A 16,331-nucleotide genomic window follows, 5' to 3' on the forward strand; every position below is an offset into this window, starting at 1 on the left:
CGGGTCATCCGATGCTGGCCTCCACTCCAGCCAGCATCTTGAATCACAAAACAGATAAATCTGGAATCCCCTTTGATTCCGTCAAAGGGGGAACCGCTCTAGGGCAATCCGTTACGAACGTTGGGCGAGAAGGCACTTACAGGCGCCGTGGTCGGCGAGGTTGTCCGATTGCGCATTCGAGAGCGGCGGCATCCCATTCCGCGAGGTCGGCAGCGGCGCGATAGGTGCTCTCGAGAAAACCCATGAGGATCGCTTCCGGATCGGCTGCTCCGCGCACCGCGTCATAAGGCAGCAGGAATTCTCCAAGGCTCGCTTCGTAGTATGCGGCGTCGGGAAGGATCTTTGCCGCGGCGAAGCCAGCCGGTGCCGGATAGGCATAGGAATAGAAGGCGGGAAAGTCGACCGCTCCACCGCCCGGCCAAAAGCCAGCCGACGAAACCTCATGACTGTAGGCTTCGCGGGTGACCTCGTCGGGCAGGGCGGGAATGCCACCCGGGTGCAGGGGCGCTCGCCGCCCGGAAAAGCGCGTCACTGCGAGATCGAAGCTCCCCCAGAACAGGTGCACCGGGCTGACCTTGCCGAGATAAGCGGTGCGGAAGGTCTGGAGTACGGCTGTCACCGCTATGCTTGCCTTGAAAAAGCGCGCGACGGCATCGGCATCGTAGGGCCGCTCGGCCCGGTCCTCTGCGAACGGAATCGCGTTCGGGATTTCATTCGGCATGCCGTTCAGCTCCGCCGTCCCGCCGAGGCTGCGAACGAGGTCTAATGCGTGAGCATGGAAGGAAGCGACCGACATCGGCTCGAGCGGAAATCGGGCAGTGCGTCCGTCGGTGGCCGCTCCGACCACCTGATGGTCAACCAGGTCGAGGCTGAGCTCGATCCCGCCAGCTCCATCAGGCACGAGCCCGGTCGTGAAGCCGCGAGCATTAGGATAGAGGGTCGCGTGCCACGAATGGTTCACCCAGGGCGTGCGCGCAAGCCGATATTTCCCTATGATCTGGGAACAAAGATGCAGCGCGGAGCAGGTACCGCGCCAAGGACCATACGGTATGTCCGGCCACCGATCATGGATGCGGTCGTTCATCGGGCTAACCTACCTTCGACAAAGTTGAACAACAATCCGCGAGTGCCCCTTCGCTCCGGTCACAATACCCGCCCCGTTGAGATAGAGTAGGTCCAAAGCATTGTCAGTTTCGCTTAGGATCGATCCGTTCATTTGGGTCCCGCTTCAACCACAAGGATGCCGAAATTTGAAAAAGGGCTCTGACCTCCTCGTTGCCGCCCTCGAGAATGAGGGAGTGGATCGGATCTTCGGTGTCCCCGGCGAGGAAAATCTCGACGTCCTGGAGTCGTTGCGCACCTCGCGGATCGAATTGATCACAACGCGGCATGAGCAGGCGGCCGGCTTCATGGCGGCCACGCATGGACGGCTGACCGGGCGGCCCGGCGTTTGCATTTCGACGCTTGGACCCGGCGCGCTCAATTTCTCGACCGCCGCGGCCTATGCCCATCTGGGCGCAATGCCGATGATCATGATCACCGGGCAGAAGCCAATACTTACAGCCAAGCAGGCCCGTTTTCAGATCGTCGACGTGATCGGATCAATGCGGCCGCTGACCAAGATGACGCGGCAAATTGTCAGCCCGCACAGCATTCCGACCGTGGTGCGCGATGCTTTCAGGGTTGCTGCGCAAGAGCGTCCAGGGCCAGTTCACCTGGAGCTCCCCGAGGATGTCGCGGCCGAGCAGATCCCGTTGGTTTCACTCATTCCGGTGCATCCGCTTGAACGTCCCATCGCTCATCCCGACGCGATTGATCGTGCGGCGCAGATGATACTGGCGGCCAAGCGTCCGCTGATCATGATCGGCGCGGCCGGAAATCGCCCCCGGCTGGTTGGTTCGCTGTCGGACTTCGTGCGGCGGATGCGCATCCCGTTCTTCAATACGCAGATGGGCAAGGGGGCGGTCGACGGCGGTTCAAACCTCTATGTCGGAACGGCAGCACTTTCCGAGCGCGATTATGTCCATGATGCGATCGAAATTTCGGACCTGATCATCGCCATCGGACACGACACGGTTGAAAAGCCGCCATTTCTGATGCGCGACGAGGGCGGCCCGAAAGTTATCCATATCGGGTTTACGTCCGCGACAGTCGAACAGGTGTTCCACCCCGACGCCGAAGTGGTTGGCGACATCGGCACGACCGCGGCCGTGCTCGCCGATCGGCTCGAGGGTCGGCTCAGCCCCGACACGAAGATCATCGAGCTTCGTCAGACGATTCTGTCGCGGATCAACGAGCGCAGCCTGGAGGATCGTTTCCCGATCAAGCCGCAGCGCATCGTACACGACGTCAGAACGGTCATGCCCGAGGACGGCATCGTTTGCCTGGACAACGGCATGTACAAGATCTGGTTCGCCCGCAACTACCGCACCCATCATGCGAACACGCTGCTGCTCGACAACGCGCTCGCGACCATGGGGGCGGGATTGCCGTCGGCGATCATGGCGTCGCTCCTCTATCCCGAGCGCCGCGTGATGGCGGTATGCGGTGACGGCGGCTTCATGATGAACTCCCAGGAACTCGAGACAGCCGTTCGCTTGAGGCTTAACCTTGTCGTGATGATCCTCAACGATTCCGCCTACGGCATGATCCGCTGGAAGCAGGCGGTCGACGGATTTCCGGACTTCGGGCTCACATTCGGCAATCCCGACTTCGTCCGCTACGCCGAGTCGTACGGGGCCAGCGGTTCCCGCGTCGGCGCAGCGGAGGAGCTGGTTCCAACGCTGGAGGAAGCCTTCAAGGGAGGCGGCGTCCATCTGGTGGACGTCCCGATCGACTATTCGGAGAATGCCCGCGTCCTCGTCGAAGAGCTGCGCAGGCATTTCGCGGCCAAGGAATCGCAATGAGGCGAACCTATGCTGCCAATCCTGCAAGTCAGCGGAGAAGCCCCTTGCAGGCGGTCCTGCCCCGGCCGCCTTCGCCTCGTAGGGAGAGGCTTCATGAATTGGTTGCAGCCGAAGCATCAATGCAATGTCGGGAAATGGCGCCCAGTGTGCCCTTTGCCAAGGTGCACTTCATCGGGCACCGCCAACCAGCAATTCTCAAACCGAATCCTTAGTAGCGCTTTCTGGTGAGACGCTACAATTCGCAGGCTCGCGTCGAGCGCTACGGCTGCGGAGGGCGGCATGGAGACGAACCATGTGTCCGGCGGGAACATGGCTGTTCATGACCCTACCACCGGGTTTGCGACAGAGCCGACGAAATGTCCCGGATCAGCAAGTCGCAGAGGGGTCAGCTCTCATTCGCAACATCCTGTCCCGCATATTCCACCTGTTCATCGAAGTCCGGCCGGCCCTCGGGCATCAGGTCCATCATGTTCCACAGCGGCTCGATCGTGCCCTGCTGGCGCGGATCCTGGCCAGGATCGGACTCGGCGTACATCATTTCGGACGACCAGAAATGGCGGATACCATCTGGCGTCTTCTGGAAGACATGGGTCATCGGGGCGAGTTGCCCGTCCTCAAACAGTGCGTTGAAATCCTGCTTGAACGTTGTGCCGACAGCCGAAAGCATGTCGAGGTTCCTCCAGCCGCGCTGGTTTGCAAAAGCCTGTGCGCGCTCCACGGGCGCTTGCGTGACCACCGCAAAATTGAAGCCGGCGGCACAGAAATGGTGCGCCGCGCCGTTCAACTGGTCGAGCAAACCCGTGCAGGAAGGGCATGGCGTTTCCTCACGAGGCAGGTCGGCAAAAAGGCCGGTCGAGGGCTGCGGCCGATCGTCCAGCGCGTGGCGTGGGAACATCATGTTGTAAATCAACAGCGATGTCGTGCCTGGTGCAAACAGGTCCGACAGCCTCACCTTCTGCGGCTTGCCGTCCGCGCCGATTCGCTCGAACTGATAATCCATCTCGACCAACGGCCCAGGCGGCTGAGCACGTCGCTCGGCGGCTACTGCCTCCATCTGCCGGCGCAGCGCGATTTCGGATTGCAAGAGCCTGTCGCGCGCGGCGCGATAGTCGGCGCTCTCGCCCTTGAAGGTGACACCCATGACTCGACCTCCCGTGCTCGCCTCCCGCATCGGCTGATCCACCATACTCGAAGATTATGATTAGGTACGATGCCGGCCGTTGAGCAGCCGCAGGCTCCTGCCAGACACTGACGCCGTATGGCAATCGACAGTCGCTGTCGAAAACCCCACGTCCCACAGTTCGTCCACAGTTGTCATATCGTTTGGAATCACTGCCCTCCTGTCTGCTTGCGGGCCAGTTCCGCTCCGAGAGATGCTCGTTAACGAGCTTTCCCAACGCGAAGGCCTCGTCGAGCGAAAGCAACACGGTGTCGGGGTGTTTAACCGTGTTGGAACATTGACCACTGTCTTCGAAGAAGCGCTCGCATTAATCACTGCGGACGATCTAAGGTTAGCAATAATTTAGATCGTCGGATGCGACGAGCGCTAGAGGGTACTATCCTCTCGAGGGGGCAGGGAGTGAGTCGAGAGAGCAAGCCGCAGTATTGGTCGGCGCTGATCAAGCAGCTCCGTCATGAGGCCGCATCGGCCACTGCCGATTTCAGCGCGAATGATGTGCCTGCCCTCTGTAACCGTCTTGGCCTCGGTGATGGCGATAGGGAAGAGTCCTTCAAGAGCAAATACAAATACGCCGAGCGCAACGCCGACGCCGTCAAGTGCTGGGTCAAATCGACTTGAGGTACTCGATCAGATCACTCTTTTCCTGATCGGTCAGATCAAGGCCCAGATGGTCGTCATAATGCTTGATGACTTCATTGAGGGTGGCGAACCGCCCGTCGTGGTAGAAACCGCCCTTGTGGATTTTTTCCGTGTTCCAAAGTGCACGCAACGATGCCGTCCTGTAACGCTCGTCCGGGGATCGCATTGCCTGGAAATCGTCGATCCCGATCTCATCGGCCGTATGCAGGTTCCATCCCGGCTCGGTGAATAGTGGCGGCACGTGGCAAGTGCCGCATTTGGCCTTGTCGTTGAAAAGTGCCTCGCCTTTCTCCGCCGCCGCACTGTCGAAGGCGCCCTCGGGCGGCTTCGGGGTCGGCAGCGAAAGCTGATAGAAGTGAAGCGCCGGCAGCTTCGCCGTGATCCGGTCTTCCTCGTCCTGCTTGTGGCCCTGTTTCGTTCTCGCTGCGACCGGATACTTCTCTGCATCGTCCAGGCGCGGATCGTAGAAAACGCCTTTGCCGTGCATTTCGAGATTGCCGACATAGGCGTTCCAGTAGCTCACCGTGCCCCAGGCTCCGGTCCATGTATGGTTGTTCACGCCGGCCAATCCGAAGGCGGGTGGATTGAGCGTGGCGGCCGTCTTGTCGTCCGGCCGGAATGCCTTGCCGTCGAGGTTCAGTTCAGCATCGAATTTGCCAGGGCCCCATGCTTCCACCGCCTTCTTCACCTCCGCTTCGGATATCTGCAGCATTTCGGTGAACGCCGTGAGGTCAGGCGCCAATGCAACGACAGCGCCTATATTGAGGTCGCGGTTCGGCCAGCCGTCCAGCCTATGCCCGATGCCTGGCGCATATGCGTCGTCAACGGTCGAATGGCACACGGCACATTGTATGCCGACCGAAGTCAGCGTCTTTCCGTCCTCGGCGAAGAACCCGGTCACCCCGACAACGGCATTGGCTTTGAGCAGGAGAAGCGTGCTTGCAGGATCGGTAAGGTCGACCTCACCTTTGTCGAGAGCTGCAGCCACATCCTTCGGAATTGCATTGACATCGACCTTGAGGCCAAGTTCGAGAGCCATTTCCGGACTGAGGCCAGGTCCGACCCCGCCCAGTTTCTCCCCGGCGATCGCCTCATGGAGCTTGAGCTTGCCGCCCCAAAACTCCTCGCTACCAAAGGTATCGAAACGGAAAGTCTCGCGACCTTCCTTGAGATATCGCTTGGCCTGCTCGGCCGCGGCGGCGTCAAAATCCTTTCCGCTGACCGATCCTTTTGCGCCCGTCTGGGCAGCGGCCGGAATCAAAGCCGCGGAGACCAGAATGACCAAGGAGACACCAATACGATTGAACCGTGCTGACACTGCCTTGTCCTCCCGAATATTGTTTTCCAGTTGGTCTACCCGTTCGGCGACGTCCCGATTGCGTGGCTACCGAATCTGGCTGACAATATTGGATGACCGAACCGTCAAAACGTTCCCGCGTCCGGCGCGAAAACCGATCGATCGATAGAGCATGGACCTTCTGCCGGCATGGGAGAGAGAGGCGCAGAAAGACCTTCCGTCACGCAGTCAGGCTGGAAAACGAAGGCGATCTATAACGGTGTCGATTAGTCGCTCGCAGCGTCGGCCCTTGAAGGGGAAGGCATTGAGCAGCACGGGGCCAATCTGCTCGTCTAGCTCTTGGCGAAGGAGACGGCGAGCGCGATGGAGCCGCGTCCGCACTGTCTCGGGACGCACGCCGAGCAGTTCCGCTGTCTCGTCATTAGAGAGTCCTTCGATTGCTCGGGCAATAAGAACAACGCGGTAGGCGGGGGGCAGCCTATCGGTTGCCTGTTCGACCAAGCTCAGGATTTGTCGTTGCGCCACCGTTCGCTCTGCGTCCCCGGAATGCTTGTCGAGAGCAAACTGTATGACTTCGGCATTGGCCCGTGCCGCGGATTTTGCAAAAGCTGTCGCGCGCCGACTCCTTCGCAAGCGTCCTAATGCCTCGTTGACGACGATCCTGCAGAGCCATGTCGACAATGCCGATTCTCCTCGAAACTCGGCAAAGTGGGCGAAGGCGTTGACATAGGCTTCCTGAACGATGTCCTCGGCTTCGCTGTCGTCGTCGGCCAATCCACGCGCGATACGGTAGAGGCGCTGGTTGTGCATCTGCATGATGGTTCGTAATGCGTCCGCGTCGCGCGCCAACGCGCGGCGGACCAGTTCCACATCTTTGGAATTGCGCCCGTCATCGCCCCTGTCGATGCGTGGGTCGGACATGACAACTTATCTAATGACCAATTCGGTGCCGTCACAGCAAAAAAAAGGTCCTAGTCGACTCGTTCATCAGTGGAAGGCAACAGGCAATCAAACACAGCGGCGAGAAGCAAGCCGACGGCGCCTATCATGCCGACAGTGCTATGACGCTTCATTACCCGCCTCCAAGCACAGCATCCATCAAATGCCGGCTTTTCGTCTAAGAGCAGTCATACGCGCTTCTAGGAAATGAAGGTCGCCTTCGGGTCACGAGCGCTGGTTGGGCCCAATGTCCGGTTTCTGGAAGGAAAATGGGTCCCGGAAGGTCAGGATTGGGTCAGGTCACGACTATGCCCGAGCCGACCTGAATGTCCGCTCCTGAATGTCCGCTCCTGAAGAACCGCAGCCTGAAGCTGCTAGTCCGCTGTCGGCCCAAATAGGTCGTTCATTGTCTTGGCGCTGAGCGTCGGCAATTGGGCGCATTGTGCTGTTTCGGCGTAGAAGCCTTGCATTTGACGGGATGCAGTGGTGGCACGCTTGCGGAGTCCCAGGGTGTCTCCACGCGGCGATCCTTCCTGGTGAGCCGATGCTATCGTGCAAGTTTCGCAGCGCTGCGGGTGGCTATGTCGGCTAAGACAACATGAAGAAGCGTTCCAACTTCCTGTTCGGCGACCTCGGGTGCGATTCCTGATTCGGACAGTTGAACGAGAATTGTCTTGGCGGTGCTGCGCCAGAAGGCATTCGCGTCCTCCCCGTTCTTGGATTCCAGGACCCGGGCGATCCCTTCGACCAATTTCCGCCGCCGATGCAGCGGAAACGCGCTTATGTTTGAATCACCCATCGGTCACCTCATCCCTTCAGTCTCGCGAATAGCATTGGCGGGTTAAAAAATTTGGTTAACAGCGCTGCAGTGGTCGGGCTCGGTGGATTGTGCCGCATAAAGCCACTGGTCGCGGCGGCATGGGCGAGTTCGAGTTCCTGTTCAAGGACCCATTGGCGATGATGAGCCGCGAAGGATCGCGCAGGGAGTGATTTGGGCAGGCAGGATCTTGGACTTGATCAGAACCAGGCAAGCCGCCATATTCCGATCCGGCTGCCAATTTCAGGTGGCCCATTCCATGACGAGGCCGATCCGGCCGAATCGACGCTCATTTATTTGATTTGCTGGGAGCGCCAGGTCGGGAGGAAATCTCCCGATTGTAGCGGGCATCCTGTTCTTTTTGGAGGTGTCTATGAAGGATTCGCGCATTCCCGAGACAGTCTTAACGGCTATGTCAGAGGGGACCCACATCATCCGCGCTTATCGTGAGCACCTTGGATATTCGATCGAGGACCTGGCGGTGGCGTGCGGGCTAGCCGCTGAGGAAATTCAAAACATCGAGTCGGGTCTGAGGTACAATAAGGGCTATCGGGATCGGATCGCGAGATCGCCGTCCCTACCTGTGGGAATTCTTGAGGCGGAGTCGGACATATTGGACGCTGCGTGATCAATGGGTAATCCGCAAGTGAGTCGAATATCCGTTTCCTTGTGAGTGTAGTCTGCGACTGATAGTCGAAGCATTGAACCATGCGCTTCCGACCAGATGGATGGAATGTTGGAGGGTGCTGCCGACATGCTTGATTCCCTCTCTGAGATGGTTGGCCGAGAATAGGCCCAAAGGACTGCGGGCTTTTGACCGGCCCCTAAAGTCACCTTTGCCTATCCTGCCGGCCTGTCGTCCGGCCTTTTTCTTTTTTGTCCCATCGTTCGGTGGCCTGCGGCACATGGGTTATGGTTGCGCATTCGCACAGTCCCGCTCGACAAGCATTATGACCAGTCAGGATCATAAAATGGCAAATCCTCCACGCCGACCCACAAATCCGATGGCAGCCGCCGAAGCCGCCTTCAAGCCGATCAAGAAGCCGGCGGTGCCGGTTCGCGAAACGGCGGCTGCTCCAAATGTCAGAGAGCTTGTCTCGATTAGGATCGATAGGGCCGTGCTGGACCATTTCCAGGAAGATGGGCCGGGCTGGCAGGATCGGATCAACGACACCTTGCGGCGCGCTATCTCCAAAAAACCGACCAATGCGGATGACAAACGATCAAACGACTACTGATCGGCATGGCGCCGATAGCGGCGACGCAGATGGATTTGAAACGGAAGCGTAAAGCGTAAGCGATTGCGCACCTTTTGGACAACCAACAACGCGTATCCTGGAATTTTTGCATCGGGCCGCGGCCGAACCCTCTATGCTCTGTGGGCGGAGACCCGAATGGCATTTCGATTCCTACACACGGCCGATATTCACCTCGATTCGCCGCTGCGTTCGCTGGCGCTGCGAAACCCTGATCTTGCCGAACTCGTCGGAGACGCCAGTCGCCAGGCGTTTGTCGGAATCGTGGATCTCTGCCTTGCCGAGCGTGTCGATGCGCTCGTCATTGCCGGCGATCTTTACGATGGCGAACAGACGTCGATGAAAACGGCGCGGTTCCTCGCCTCGCAGATGACACGCCTCCACCAGGCCGGCATCAGGGTTTTCAAGATCCGCGGAAATCACGACGCCATGTCGAGGATTTCGAAACAGCTCGTCTTTCCCGACACTGTGACGATCTTCGGCGGCCGTCCCCAGTCTCTGCTGCAAACAGCTGGCGGGCTGGACGTCATGTTCCACGGATTGAGCTTCGCGAACCCCAAGGCGCCTGAAAGCCTGCTCCCCAAGTATCCGGCCGCCCGGGAAGGGGCGGTCAATGTGGGCATCATGCATACCAGCCTTGCTGGATCACCCGGCCACGACGTCTACGCCCCCTGCAGCGTTGCTGATTTGCACGACCATGGTTTTGACTATTGGGCGCTTGGGCACATCCACGCGCGCCAAGTCCATCCTGGAGCGAGCACGGTGGTGATGCCGGGAATGCCGCAGGGCAGGGACATCAACGAGGCCGGAGAGAAATCCGTCACTCTGGTCACGATACGGGACGACCGGTCCGTCGAGATCGAGGAAAAGCTGACCAGCATCGCGCAGTTCGAACGGGCGAGCGTCGACCTGACCGGCACGGTGGAATGGCCCGAGGTCGTGGGCCGCGTCCGATCCGCGCTCGAAGACATTCGGGCTTCCGTCAGGTCCCGCCACGCTGTGGTCCGTCTTGGGCTGACGGGGGCGACGCCCTTGTCCTGGGCGCTGATCCGCGACAGGGACCTGCTGCTGGCCGAAGCCGAGCAGGCGGCGGAGCAGACGGGCGACACATGGGTCGAAAAGCTTGAGCTTGACCTCGCACCACCGACGACGGACACAGCCGATGGCATCGCTGATCCAATATTCGAACTCGCGCAATCCATGCATGCCGATGCCAAGTCAGAGGCCTTCCGCGCCGAGGCGAGGGCGCTTGTCCAGAAGATGATTGCCGATCTGCCGCCGGACGGGCGCGACTTCGCCGGACGGGACGAAGCTGGGCTGGAACTGTTCCTCGACAGGGTGCTTGCCAGCGGTGCCGACCTGGTCACGGCCCGCCTCAAGGCAGGTGGGGCGCAATGAGGCTCCGGCGCCTTGACCTCATTCGCTATGGAAAGTTCACCGATGGGACGATCGACTTCGGCCGAAGGCCGCAGGCCGGTCCCGACTTCCATATTGTGTTCGGGCTGAACGAGGCGGGCAAGTCGACTGCACTTTCCGGTTACCTGGACCTGCTGTTCGGTATCGAGGAACGCAGCCGCTACAATTTCCTGCACGAGTACAGCGCGATGCGTATCGGCGGGGTTCTCGAACTCGCCGGCACGGAGCACACATTCACGCGCACGAAACAGCGCACCAACTCGCTGCTGAACGCGATGGACCAACCGGTGAGCGAGGTGGCGATAACGGCGCATCTCGCAGGTCTGTCGCGTGACGCATACGAGACCATGTTCTCGCTGGACGACGAGACACTGGAAGCAGGCGGAAAATCGATCCTGGAGTCTCGTGGCGACCTGGGCAAGCTCCTGTTCACGGCCAGCGCCGGTCTTGGGCATGCGAGCGACACATTAAGCGCGCTCGAGGCAGAAGCAGACGGGCTCTATCGCAAGCAGGCGCACGGGACCGAACTTGCGCTGCTCAAGAAGCGCCTTGCTCAAGTCACGCAGGGACGCGATCGACACCTTGGCCTCGACCTATGAGAGCCTTGAGGCCGAATGTCTCGACGCGGCGGAAAAGTATGGCCGCAGTATCGCCGAACGGTCGTTGCTGTCGGCTCGGCTCGACACGATTGCCACGTATCTTCGCGCGATCCCGATCCTCGCCGACATCCGGCGCAAGGCGGCCCAGCTTGCCGAGTTGCCTGACATCGCGTCACCACTGCGAACCTGGACAGGCGGCGTCACCGAACTGATCGATGACGACGCCAGCCTGAGAACGCGGCTGTCCGGGAACATCGACGACGCCGAGCGCGTGACAACGAGAATCGCCTCAGTCGATGTGGACGAGGCGATCCTGGCAATCTCCGAGCGGATTCGGGCGCTCGCGGACCGTAAGGTGCGCTATGTCTCCGCAGGGCTGGACCTGCCAAGTCGCAGGACCGAGCTGCAAATACTCGACAAAGCCGTGGGGACTTGCCTTGCCGCGCTTGGAAGGTCGTCCGAGGCAAATCCGGCTGCGCTGCTTTTGCCTGCTGCCACCGTTGGCGCTGTCCGCGCCATGCTCGAGGAGCGATCGGGAATCGCCACCACCGTGCGCGTTGACCGCAACGAAGCCGCGGCGGCGCTCGATGCACTTCAGGCGGCACGCGAGCGGGTTGGGCAAGAGAGGGCTGTACCCGAACCTGCCAGGGCAAGGCTGGCCTCGGCCTTGTCGAAGGCGCGAGGCAGCGGGCACCTACCGGACATGAAAATGGCTCGCGAGGCGGAGGACGCGAGCACGGTTCGATGGGAGGCGGCAATCGCTCGCCTGCATCCCTGGTCTGGAGATGCCGGGGCACTGGCCAGGGTGCCGGTCCCGAGTGCTGGGCAGGTTGGTGCATGGAAGGTGCGGGCAGCCGGGTTGGGAAAGAGCAGGGCTGTCCTTTGCGAACGTCTCGCCGAACACCAGGAGAGTCACGACCTGCTCTCGGCTCGCCTGGATGCGCTTCGTGCCTCGGTCGATGTAACCGACGATGAAGCGGCTTCTGCCATTCGCCGCGCCCGGGATGAGGTGTGGGCCAAGCATCGAGGTGAGCTCAGCGGCGAAACGGCGGACGATTTCGAGGCTCTTTTGGCTCGCGACGACAGTGTTGGAGCGGTTCGGCTGGCCAACGCGCGGGAGCTCGCCGAGATCCGCACAACAATCCGCAGCCTCGCTGAAACAACAGCCGCCATCACACGTATCCGCCACCAGCTTGCACAGATCGACCTCGACGATCAGGCTGTACTCTCCGAACTTCGTGCGGTGGCCAGCGAGCTGCTGGCAGAGTGCCTGGAATTCTCGCCCGAGCGTCTGATCGAAATCATCGAAGATCGTGCCTCTGCCCGCAGTGATGCGCTCGCGGCCTGGGAGGACATCGAGCTGGCACGCAAGAAAGCCCGCCGCGCGGCCGACGAGGGAGCGAGGGTACAGTTGGAGTTGATCCGGGCGCTGGCGAGCGTCGGGGTAGACTCGGAACCCGGCGACAGCGTGGAGACAACCATGGCCATGGCAGAACTGTTCCTCGACAGGCAGCTCAAGGTCGATGCGGAGCGTGCCGAGGCGCTTAAGACCGTGAGCGCGAAAGAGGAGGACCTGGCCGCCAGACGGCGGGCTTTAGACGTGGCGGAAAGGCGCGAGGAAGAATGGTTAGCCGGCATTGTCGAGGCGCTTGCCGGCACCTGGCTTGAGAGCGGCATATCGGCGCCCGGCGTCGGCAACGTGCTCGATCAATTGGCTGAGCTGTCGAAAAGCATCCAGGAGCGGGATGCCATGCAGCTCCGCATCGAGAAAATGGAGGCAGACAGAGAAAATTTCTTTGTCGAGGTCACCGCTGCCGCGGCTGAAGCGGGTGAGCCCGCGAACGGCGACGAACCGGAGCAGTTGGCCATTCGGCTGGCTGAGCGTCTGGAACGCGCCGATCGCGCCAGAGAGATGGCATCTATCCGCGCGTCGAGATGGAGCTTGAGGCCATGCCTTCGACTCTGCTCCTGGTGGAGGAGGGAGCCGGCTACACGGTTCTGCCCTATGCGTCGGTCCATCTCCTCGTTGAGGCTGGCCGCCTCGAGGTCTGGCCATTCGACCCGCCGATTACCCGACAGCTGATCCTCGCGACCTCCTCGCACCGACCGATGTCCTCGAACTTTCGCCCACTCTTCCGTGCGGTGCGCACGGAGCTGCGGGACATCATTTCCACCCACATCTGGAAGCCATTGGCGCCATCTTGAACAACCGATGGGCTCGGACTTGCGTCACCCTCGGTCGATCGGCGATGGTGCAGATAGGAGCCTCGACGGCAACGGCGACGTTCGGTTAGCATTGTTCGTCGATTCGATGGCTGCGTGAGCCTGACGTATTCAGCGGGTCCATGTGTCTCTTGCGATGTTTAGCATAGAGATGTCTGCTTTTTTACCGATTTGTCCGCAGACCGGACCGGCCGCTTCCGGCCCATTCCTGACATAGTCGCCACTGCTCAGAAAATCACTTGCTCAGCCGGCTTCCACCGTAGGGATACTCACTTGAGCGTTTGACCCTGAGTTCTTCGTTCGCTAGCGGGAGCCTCGCGCGGCGTCACAACCATACGCGTCATCGCCTCCAACCTTCGGCGACAGCGCCCGCCAGTGCCGGGGCGATTCGCGGCTCACGTCTCCCTTTTGCGCCGAGCTTGTTCTATGGCTGCCCGAGAGGCTGCGCCTCCCCCGCCTCGCATTCCGGCAGCCGCACAGGTTTGGCGAGTTTTGCCAGCGACCCGGTCTTGGCGCACGCCGGGAAGCCGGCTAGCGGCATTGTCTCGATGAAACGACCGCGCTCCGTCTTGCTCAAGCTGAATTCATTGACCATGCCCTCGACGGTCAGGTCCGGATACCGTTTGAGGGTTTCCCGGACCGAAGCATTCGCCTCATCGATTCGACCCAGAGCCGCAAAGGAGCTGCTACGCACCACCCAACCCCCTTTGCCGTAGTTATCGGGCGTCTTGCGCTCCAGCATCTTCAAGGCGTCCTCATAGCGACCAGCCATAAAATAGGCAGTGGAGTAGAAAGCAGTTGCCCACATCGGGTAATTCGGGTCGAGCCGTATAACTTGGTCGACCAACTGAGCGCCGCGTTCGGGTTCGTCGAAGCCTGCCGCAAAGCCGGAATAGAATGTCAGGATTTCGGCCGAACCCGGAGCGAGGCGGAGGGCCGTGTCCAGCTCGACCTTGGCGCGGGCGTTGTCGCCCTTGTCTTTGAGGCTCATGCCAAAAACGGCGTGCGCCTCGGCGTCGCTCGGATCGAGCCGCACCGCGCGTTCGGCTACATCGGCAGCCGCCTTGATCTCGCTCTCGGGATTGATACCGAAGCCAGCCAATATGTTATGAGCATGATAAAGTTCCACCCAGGCGCGGGCGAACCCCGGGTCCAGCTCGACAGCGAGGTTGAGCAGCCTGATGGCCTCCTCCTCATCCGCTACAGTAATCTTTTCAATCCTTTCGGTTCCGAGCAGATAGTAATCATAGACAGTCAAGTTGTCCGGCCGTTTACGCTTCGCTGCAGCCCGCCCCGCGCCTTGAATCAGCCCCACGCCGTTGCCGAGGCGGTTGGTGACCTGCTCGGCGATCTCGGTTTGAACGGCGAATACGTCTTCAGCAGGCCGGTCCCATCGCTCCGACCACAGATGGTTGCCGGTTTTTGCATCGATCAGCTGCGCGGTGATCCGCAGCCGACCGCCCAGGCGCTGGATCGAGCCTTCCAGCACATAGCCGACGTCGAGCGCACTCGCGACCTGGCGGACATCCAGCGACTTGCCTTTGTACGCTTGCGTCGAATTGCGTGCCACGACGTCGAGTTCGGGAAACTGCGCGAGATCGGTGATGATGTCTTCGGTGAGGCCATCGGCCAAACGCCCGGTGGCCTCGTCGCCGCCATAATTATTGAAGGGCAGCACCGCGATCGACGGCTTGGCCCCCAGTGGCGCAGGCTGAAAGACCCACCATGTCCCTCCACCCGCCAGAGCCAGCACCACGATGGCCGCCGCAGCCGTCCTGGCCCAGCGCGGCATCATTCCGAGAAGCGGGCGGCGCACCGGCTTGCCATCGAGCCTCAGCCGGTACATCCGCACGGGGCGATTGATATTCTTGACTTGCTGCTCGCCAGCGAAATCGAGGGGCCAATCAAGCTTGCCCTGCAGATGGTCAAAGGCCGTGCCCGATACGATCACGCCGCCCGGGTCAGCGAGTTGCTGCAACCGAGCGGCGATATTGACGCCGTCGCCATACACATCGCCATCCACGAGCGCCACATCGCCAAGATTTATCCCGATGCGGAACACAATCCGCTCATGCTCCGGCAGTCCACCATTGCGAACGGCCACAGCTTTTTGAATTTCGGCTGCGCAGATTACCGCATCGACCACGCTGTCGAAGACGACAAGTGCGCCATCTCCTAATAGTTTGACAATTCGACCCTGGTGCCGAGCGATCGCCGTATCGGTTACGTCGGCCCGGATAGCTCTCAGGCGTCCGATGGTGCCAGCTTCGTCAATTTCGATCGCCGTTGAATAGCCGACCATATCCGCTGCAAGGATCGCCAGCAGTTTCCGGTTCAATGGAGGGACGATCATCATCCGGCCCCGGACCCAACATGGCTAAAATTGTACACCTATCGCGGCGCCCTGACGAGCCCGCCCGGCCAAAGCCAGGAGGTCGTCCATTAGCCCCGGTGGTCCGAAAGGTCGCTTCTGGCGCACAGCGGTCAGACGAGGCTGGACGCAAGGGCCGGCTATCTTGTCCAGTCATCTTGAAAGCTGACAGTCCGGTTCCGGCCCCTTCCAGGCATTCACAATGCCGGCCGATCGCCGATCTGACCGCCAGAGGCTGTTGACGTCGAAAACACATAAGCCGCTAGATGTTCCCCTTTTGTGCTTCCAAAAGTCGCATAAACAGGCAGTGTGGAACTCGAACATTCCGGCTCATTGTTTTTGCGGGTTCCGCTCGTGGAAGAGCTGGGTGGAGCAGAACCGTCGGCGTTTCATGAATGCGGATTTCCGCATCACCTAGCTCGATTTGATCCGTGACCGCCGGATATCGTCGATGCGGGAGTACACTCGCGCGCATGATTTCGACGAACGCGGCGATCTTTTTATCCGCATTGAGAAACCTTGCATTTGACGGATGCAGGTGGTGTTACGCTTGCGGAGACCGGGTATCTCCACGCGGCAATCCTTCATATTGACCGGCGGTCTGTATGCCCATTTCAGGAACACCGGCTCGATGATTCCCAGCACGCTCCAAGCACCCGACTTCCCGGCAAACGTTCGCGACCTCGAA

Annotated in this window: 12 protein-coding genes; 6 read left to right on the plus strand and 6 right to left on the minus strand. The window is 60.5% G+C overall.

The genetic code is table 11. The annotated features are described in order from the left end of the window. Positions 1–136 precede the first annotated feature (136 nt). Positions 137–1,084 (minus strand): DUF5996 family protein, encoded by a 948-nt coding sequence (locus NKH13_RS34695; protein ID WP_352721325.1) that lies wholly within the window; start codon positions 1,082–1,084, stop codon positions 137–139. Between the two features lie 166 nt (positions 1,085–1,250). On the opposite strand from NKH13_RS34695, the gene NKH13_RS34700 reads away from it, so the two are divergent. After that, positions 1,251–2,906 carry an acetolactate synthase large subunit gene (locus NKH13_RS34700; RefSeq protein ID WP_352721324.1) on the plus strand — a complete coding sequence of 552 codons (1,656 nt, stop codon included), beginning with the start codon at positions 1,251–1,253 and terminating at the stop codon, positions 2,904–2,906. 385 nt (positions 2,907–3,291) lie between these two features. Here NKH13_RS34700 and NKH13_RS34705 read toward each other — a convergent pair whose 3' ends face one another. The 4 genes from NKH13_RS34705 to NKH13_RS34720 all read right to left on the minus strand — a co-directional run bounded on the left by NKH13_RS34705 (position 3,292) and on the right by NKH13_RS34720 (position 7,760). After that, a complete protein-coding gene (locus NKH13_RS34705; RefSeq protein ID WP_352721323.1) occupies positions 3,292–4,047 on the minus strand; it encodes a DUF899 family protein in 756 nt (251 codons plus the stop codon). Between the two features lie 643 nt (positions 4,048–4,690). Beyond that, positions 4,691–6,043 (minus strand): hypothetical protein, encoded by a 1,353-nt coding sequence (locus NKH13_RS34710; RefSeq protein WP_352917335.1) that lies wholly within the window; start codon positions 6,041–6,043, stop codon positions 4,691–4,693. Between the two features lie 207 nt (positions 6,044–6,250). Continuing rightward, positions 6,251–6,943, minus strand: coding sequence for an RNA polymerase sigma factor (locus tag NKH13_RS34715; protein ID WP_352721319.1), 693 nt, complete (start codon positions 6,941–6,943; stop codon positions 6,251–6,253). A 565-nt stretch (positions 6,944–7,508) separates the two neighbouring features. Next, positions 7,509–7,760: a DUF6074 family protein gene (locus tag NKH13_RS34720; protein ID WP_352917337.1), complete on the minus strand. Its 252-nt coding sequence runs from the start codon at positions 7,758–7,760 to the stop codon at positions 7,509–7,511. Positions 7,761–8,190: 430 nt separating this feature from the next. On the opposite strand from NKH13_RS34720, the gene NKH13_RS34725 reads away from it, so the two are divergent. From NKH13_RS34725 to NKH13_RS34745, 5 genes are all read left to right on the plus strand, one after another. After that, entirely contained in the window at positions 8,191–8,406 is a 216-nt protein-coding gene (locus NKH13_RS34725; RefSeq protein ID WP_502914608.1) for a helix-turn-helix domain-containing protein, read from the plus strand. Between the two features lie 343 nt (positions 8,407–8,749). Further along, on the plus strand, positions 8,750–9,016 hold the full coding sequence (locus NKH13_RS34730) for a BrnA antitoxin family protein (RefSeq protein ID WP_352721340.1): 267 nt from the start codon (positions 8,750–8,752) through the stop codon (positions 9,014–9,016). A gap of 156 nt (positions 9,017–9,172) precedes the next feature. Continuing rightward, complete coding sequence (locus NKH13_RS34735; protein ID WP_352721315.1) at positions 9,173–10,432, plus strand: metallophosphoesterase family protein; 1,260 nt, start codon at positions 9,173–9,175, stop codon at positions 10,430–10,432. Further along, positions 10,429–11,049 (plus strand): ATP-binding protein, encoded by a 621-nt coding sequence (locus NKH13_RS34740; protein ID WP_352721313.1) that lies wholly within the window; start codon positions 10,429–10,431, stop codon positions 11,047–11,049. Before NKH13_RS34735 ends, NKH13_RS34740 begins: the two co-directional genes overlap by 4 nt. 1,950 nt (positions 11,050–12,999) lie before the next feature. After that, positions 13,000–13,254: a LysR substrate-binding domain-containing protein gene (locus tag NKH13_RS34745; protein ID WP_352917341.1), complete on the plus strand. Its 255-nt coding sequence runs from the start codon at positions 13,000–13,002 to the stop codon at positions 13,252–13,254. Between the two features lie 442 nt (positions 13,255–13,696). Here the strand turns inward: NKH13_RS34745 and NKH13_RS34750 are convergent, their stop codons facing one another. Then, positions 13,697–15,625 (minus strand): adenylate/guanylate cyclase domain-containing protein, encoded by a 1,929-nt coding sequence (locus NKH13_RS34750; protein ID WP_352917343.1) that lies wholly within the window; start codon positions 15,623–15,625, stop codon positions 13,697–13,699. Positions 15,626–16,331: the final 706 nt, after the last annotated feature.

The organism is Mesorhizobium sp. M1348 (assembly GCF_040317925.1).
Lineage (GTDB): Bacteria > Pseudomonadota > Alphaproteobacteria > Rhizobiales > Rhizobiaceae > Mesorhizobium.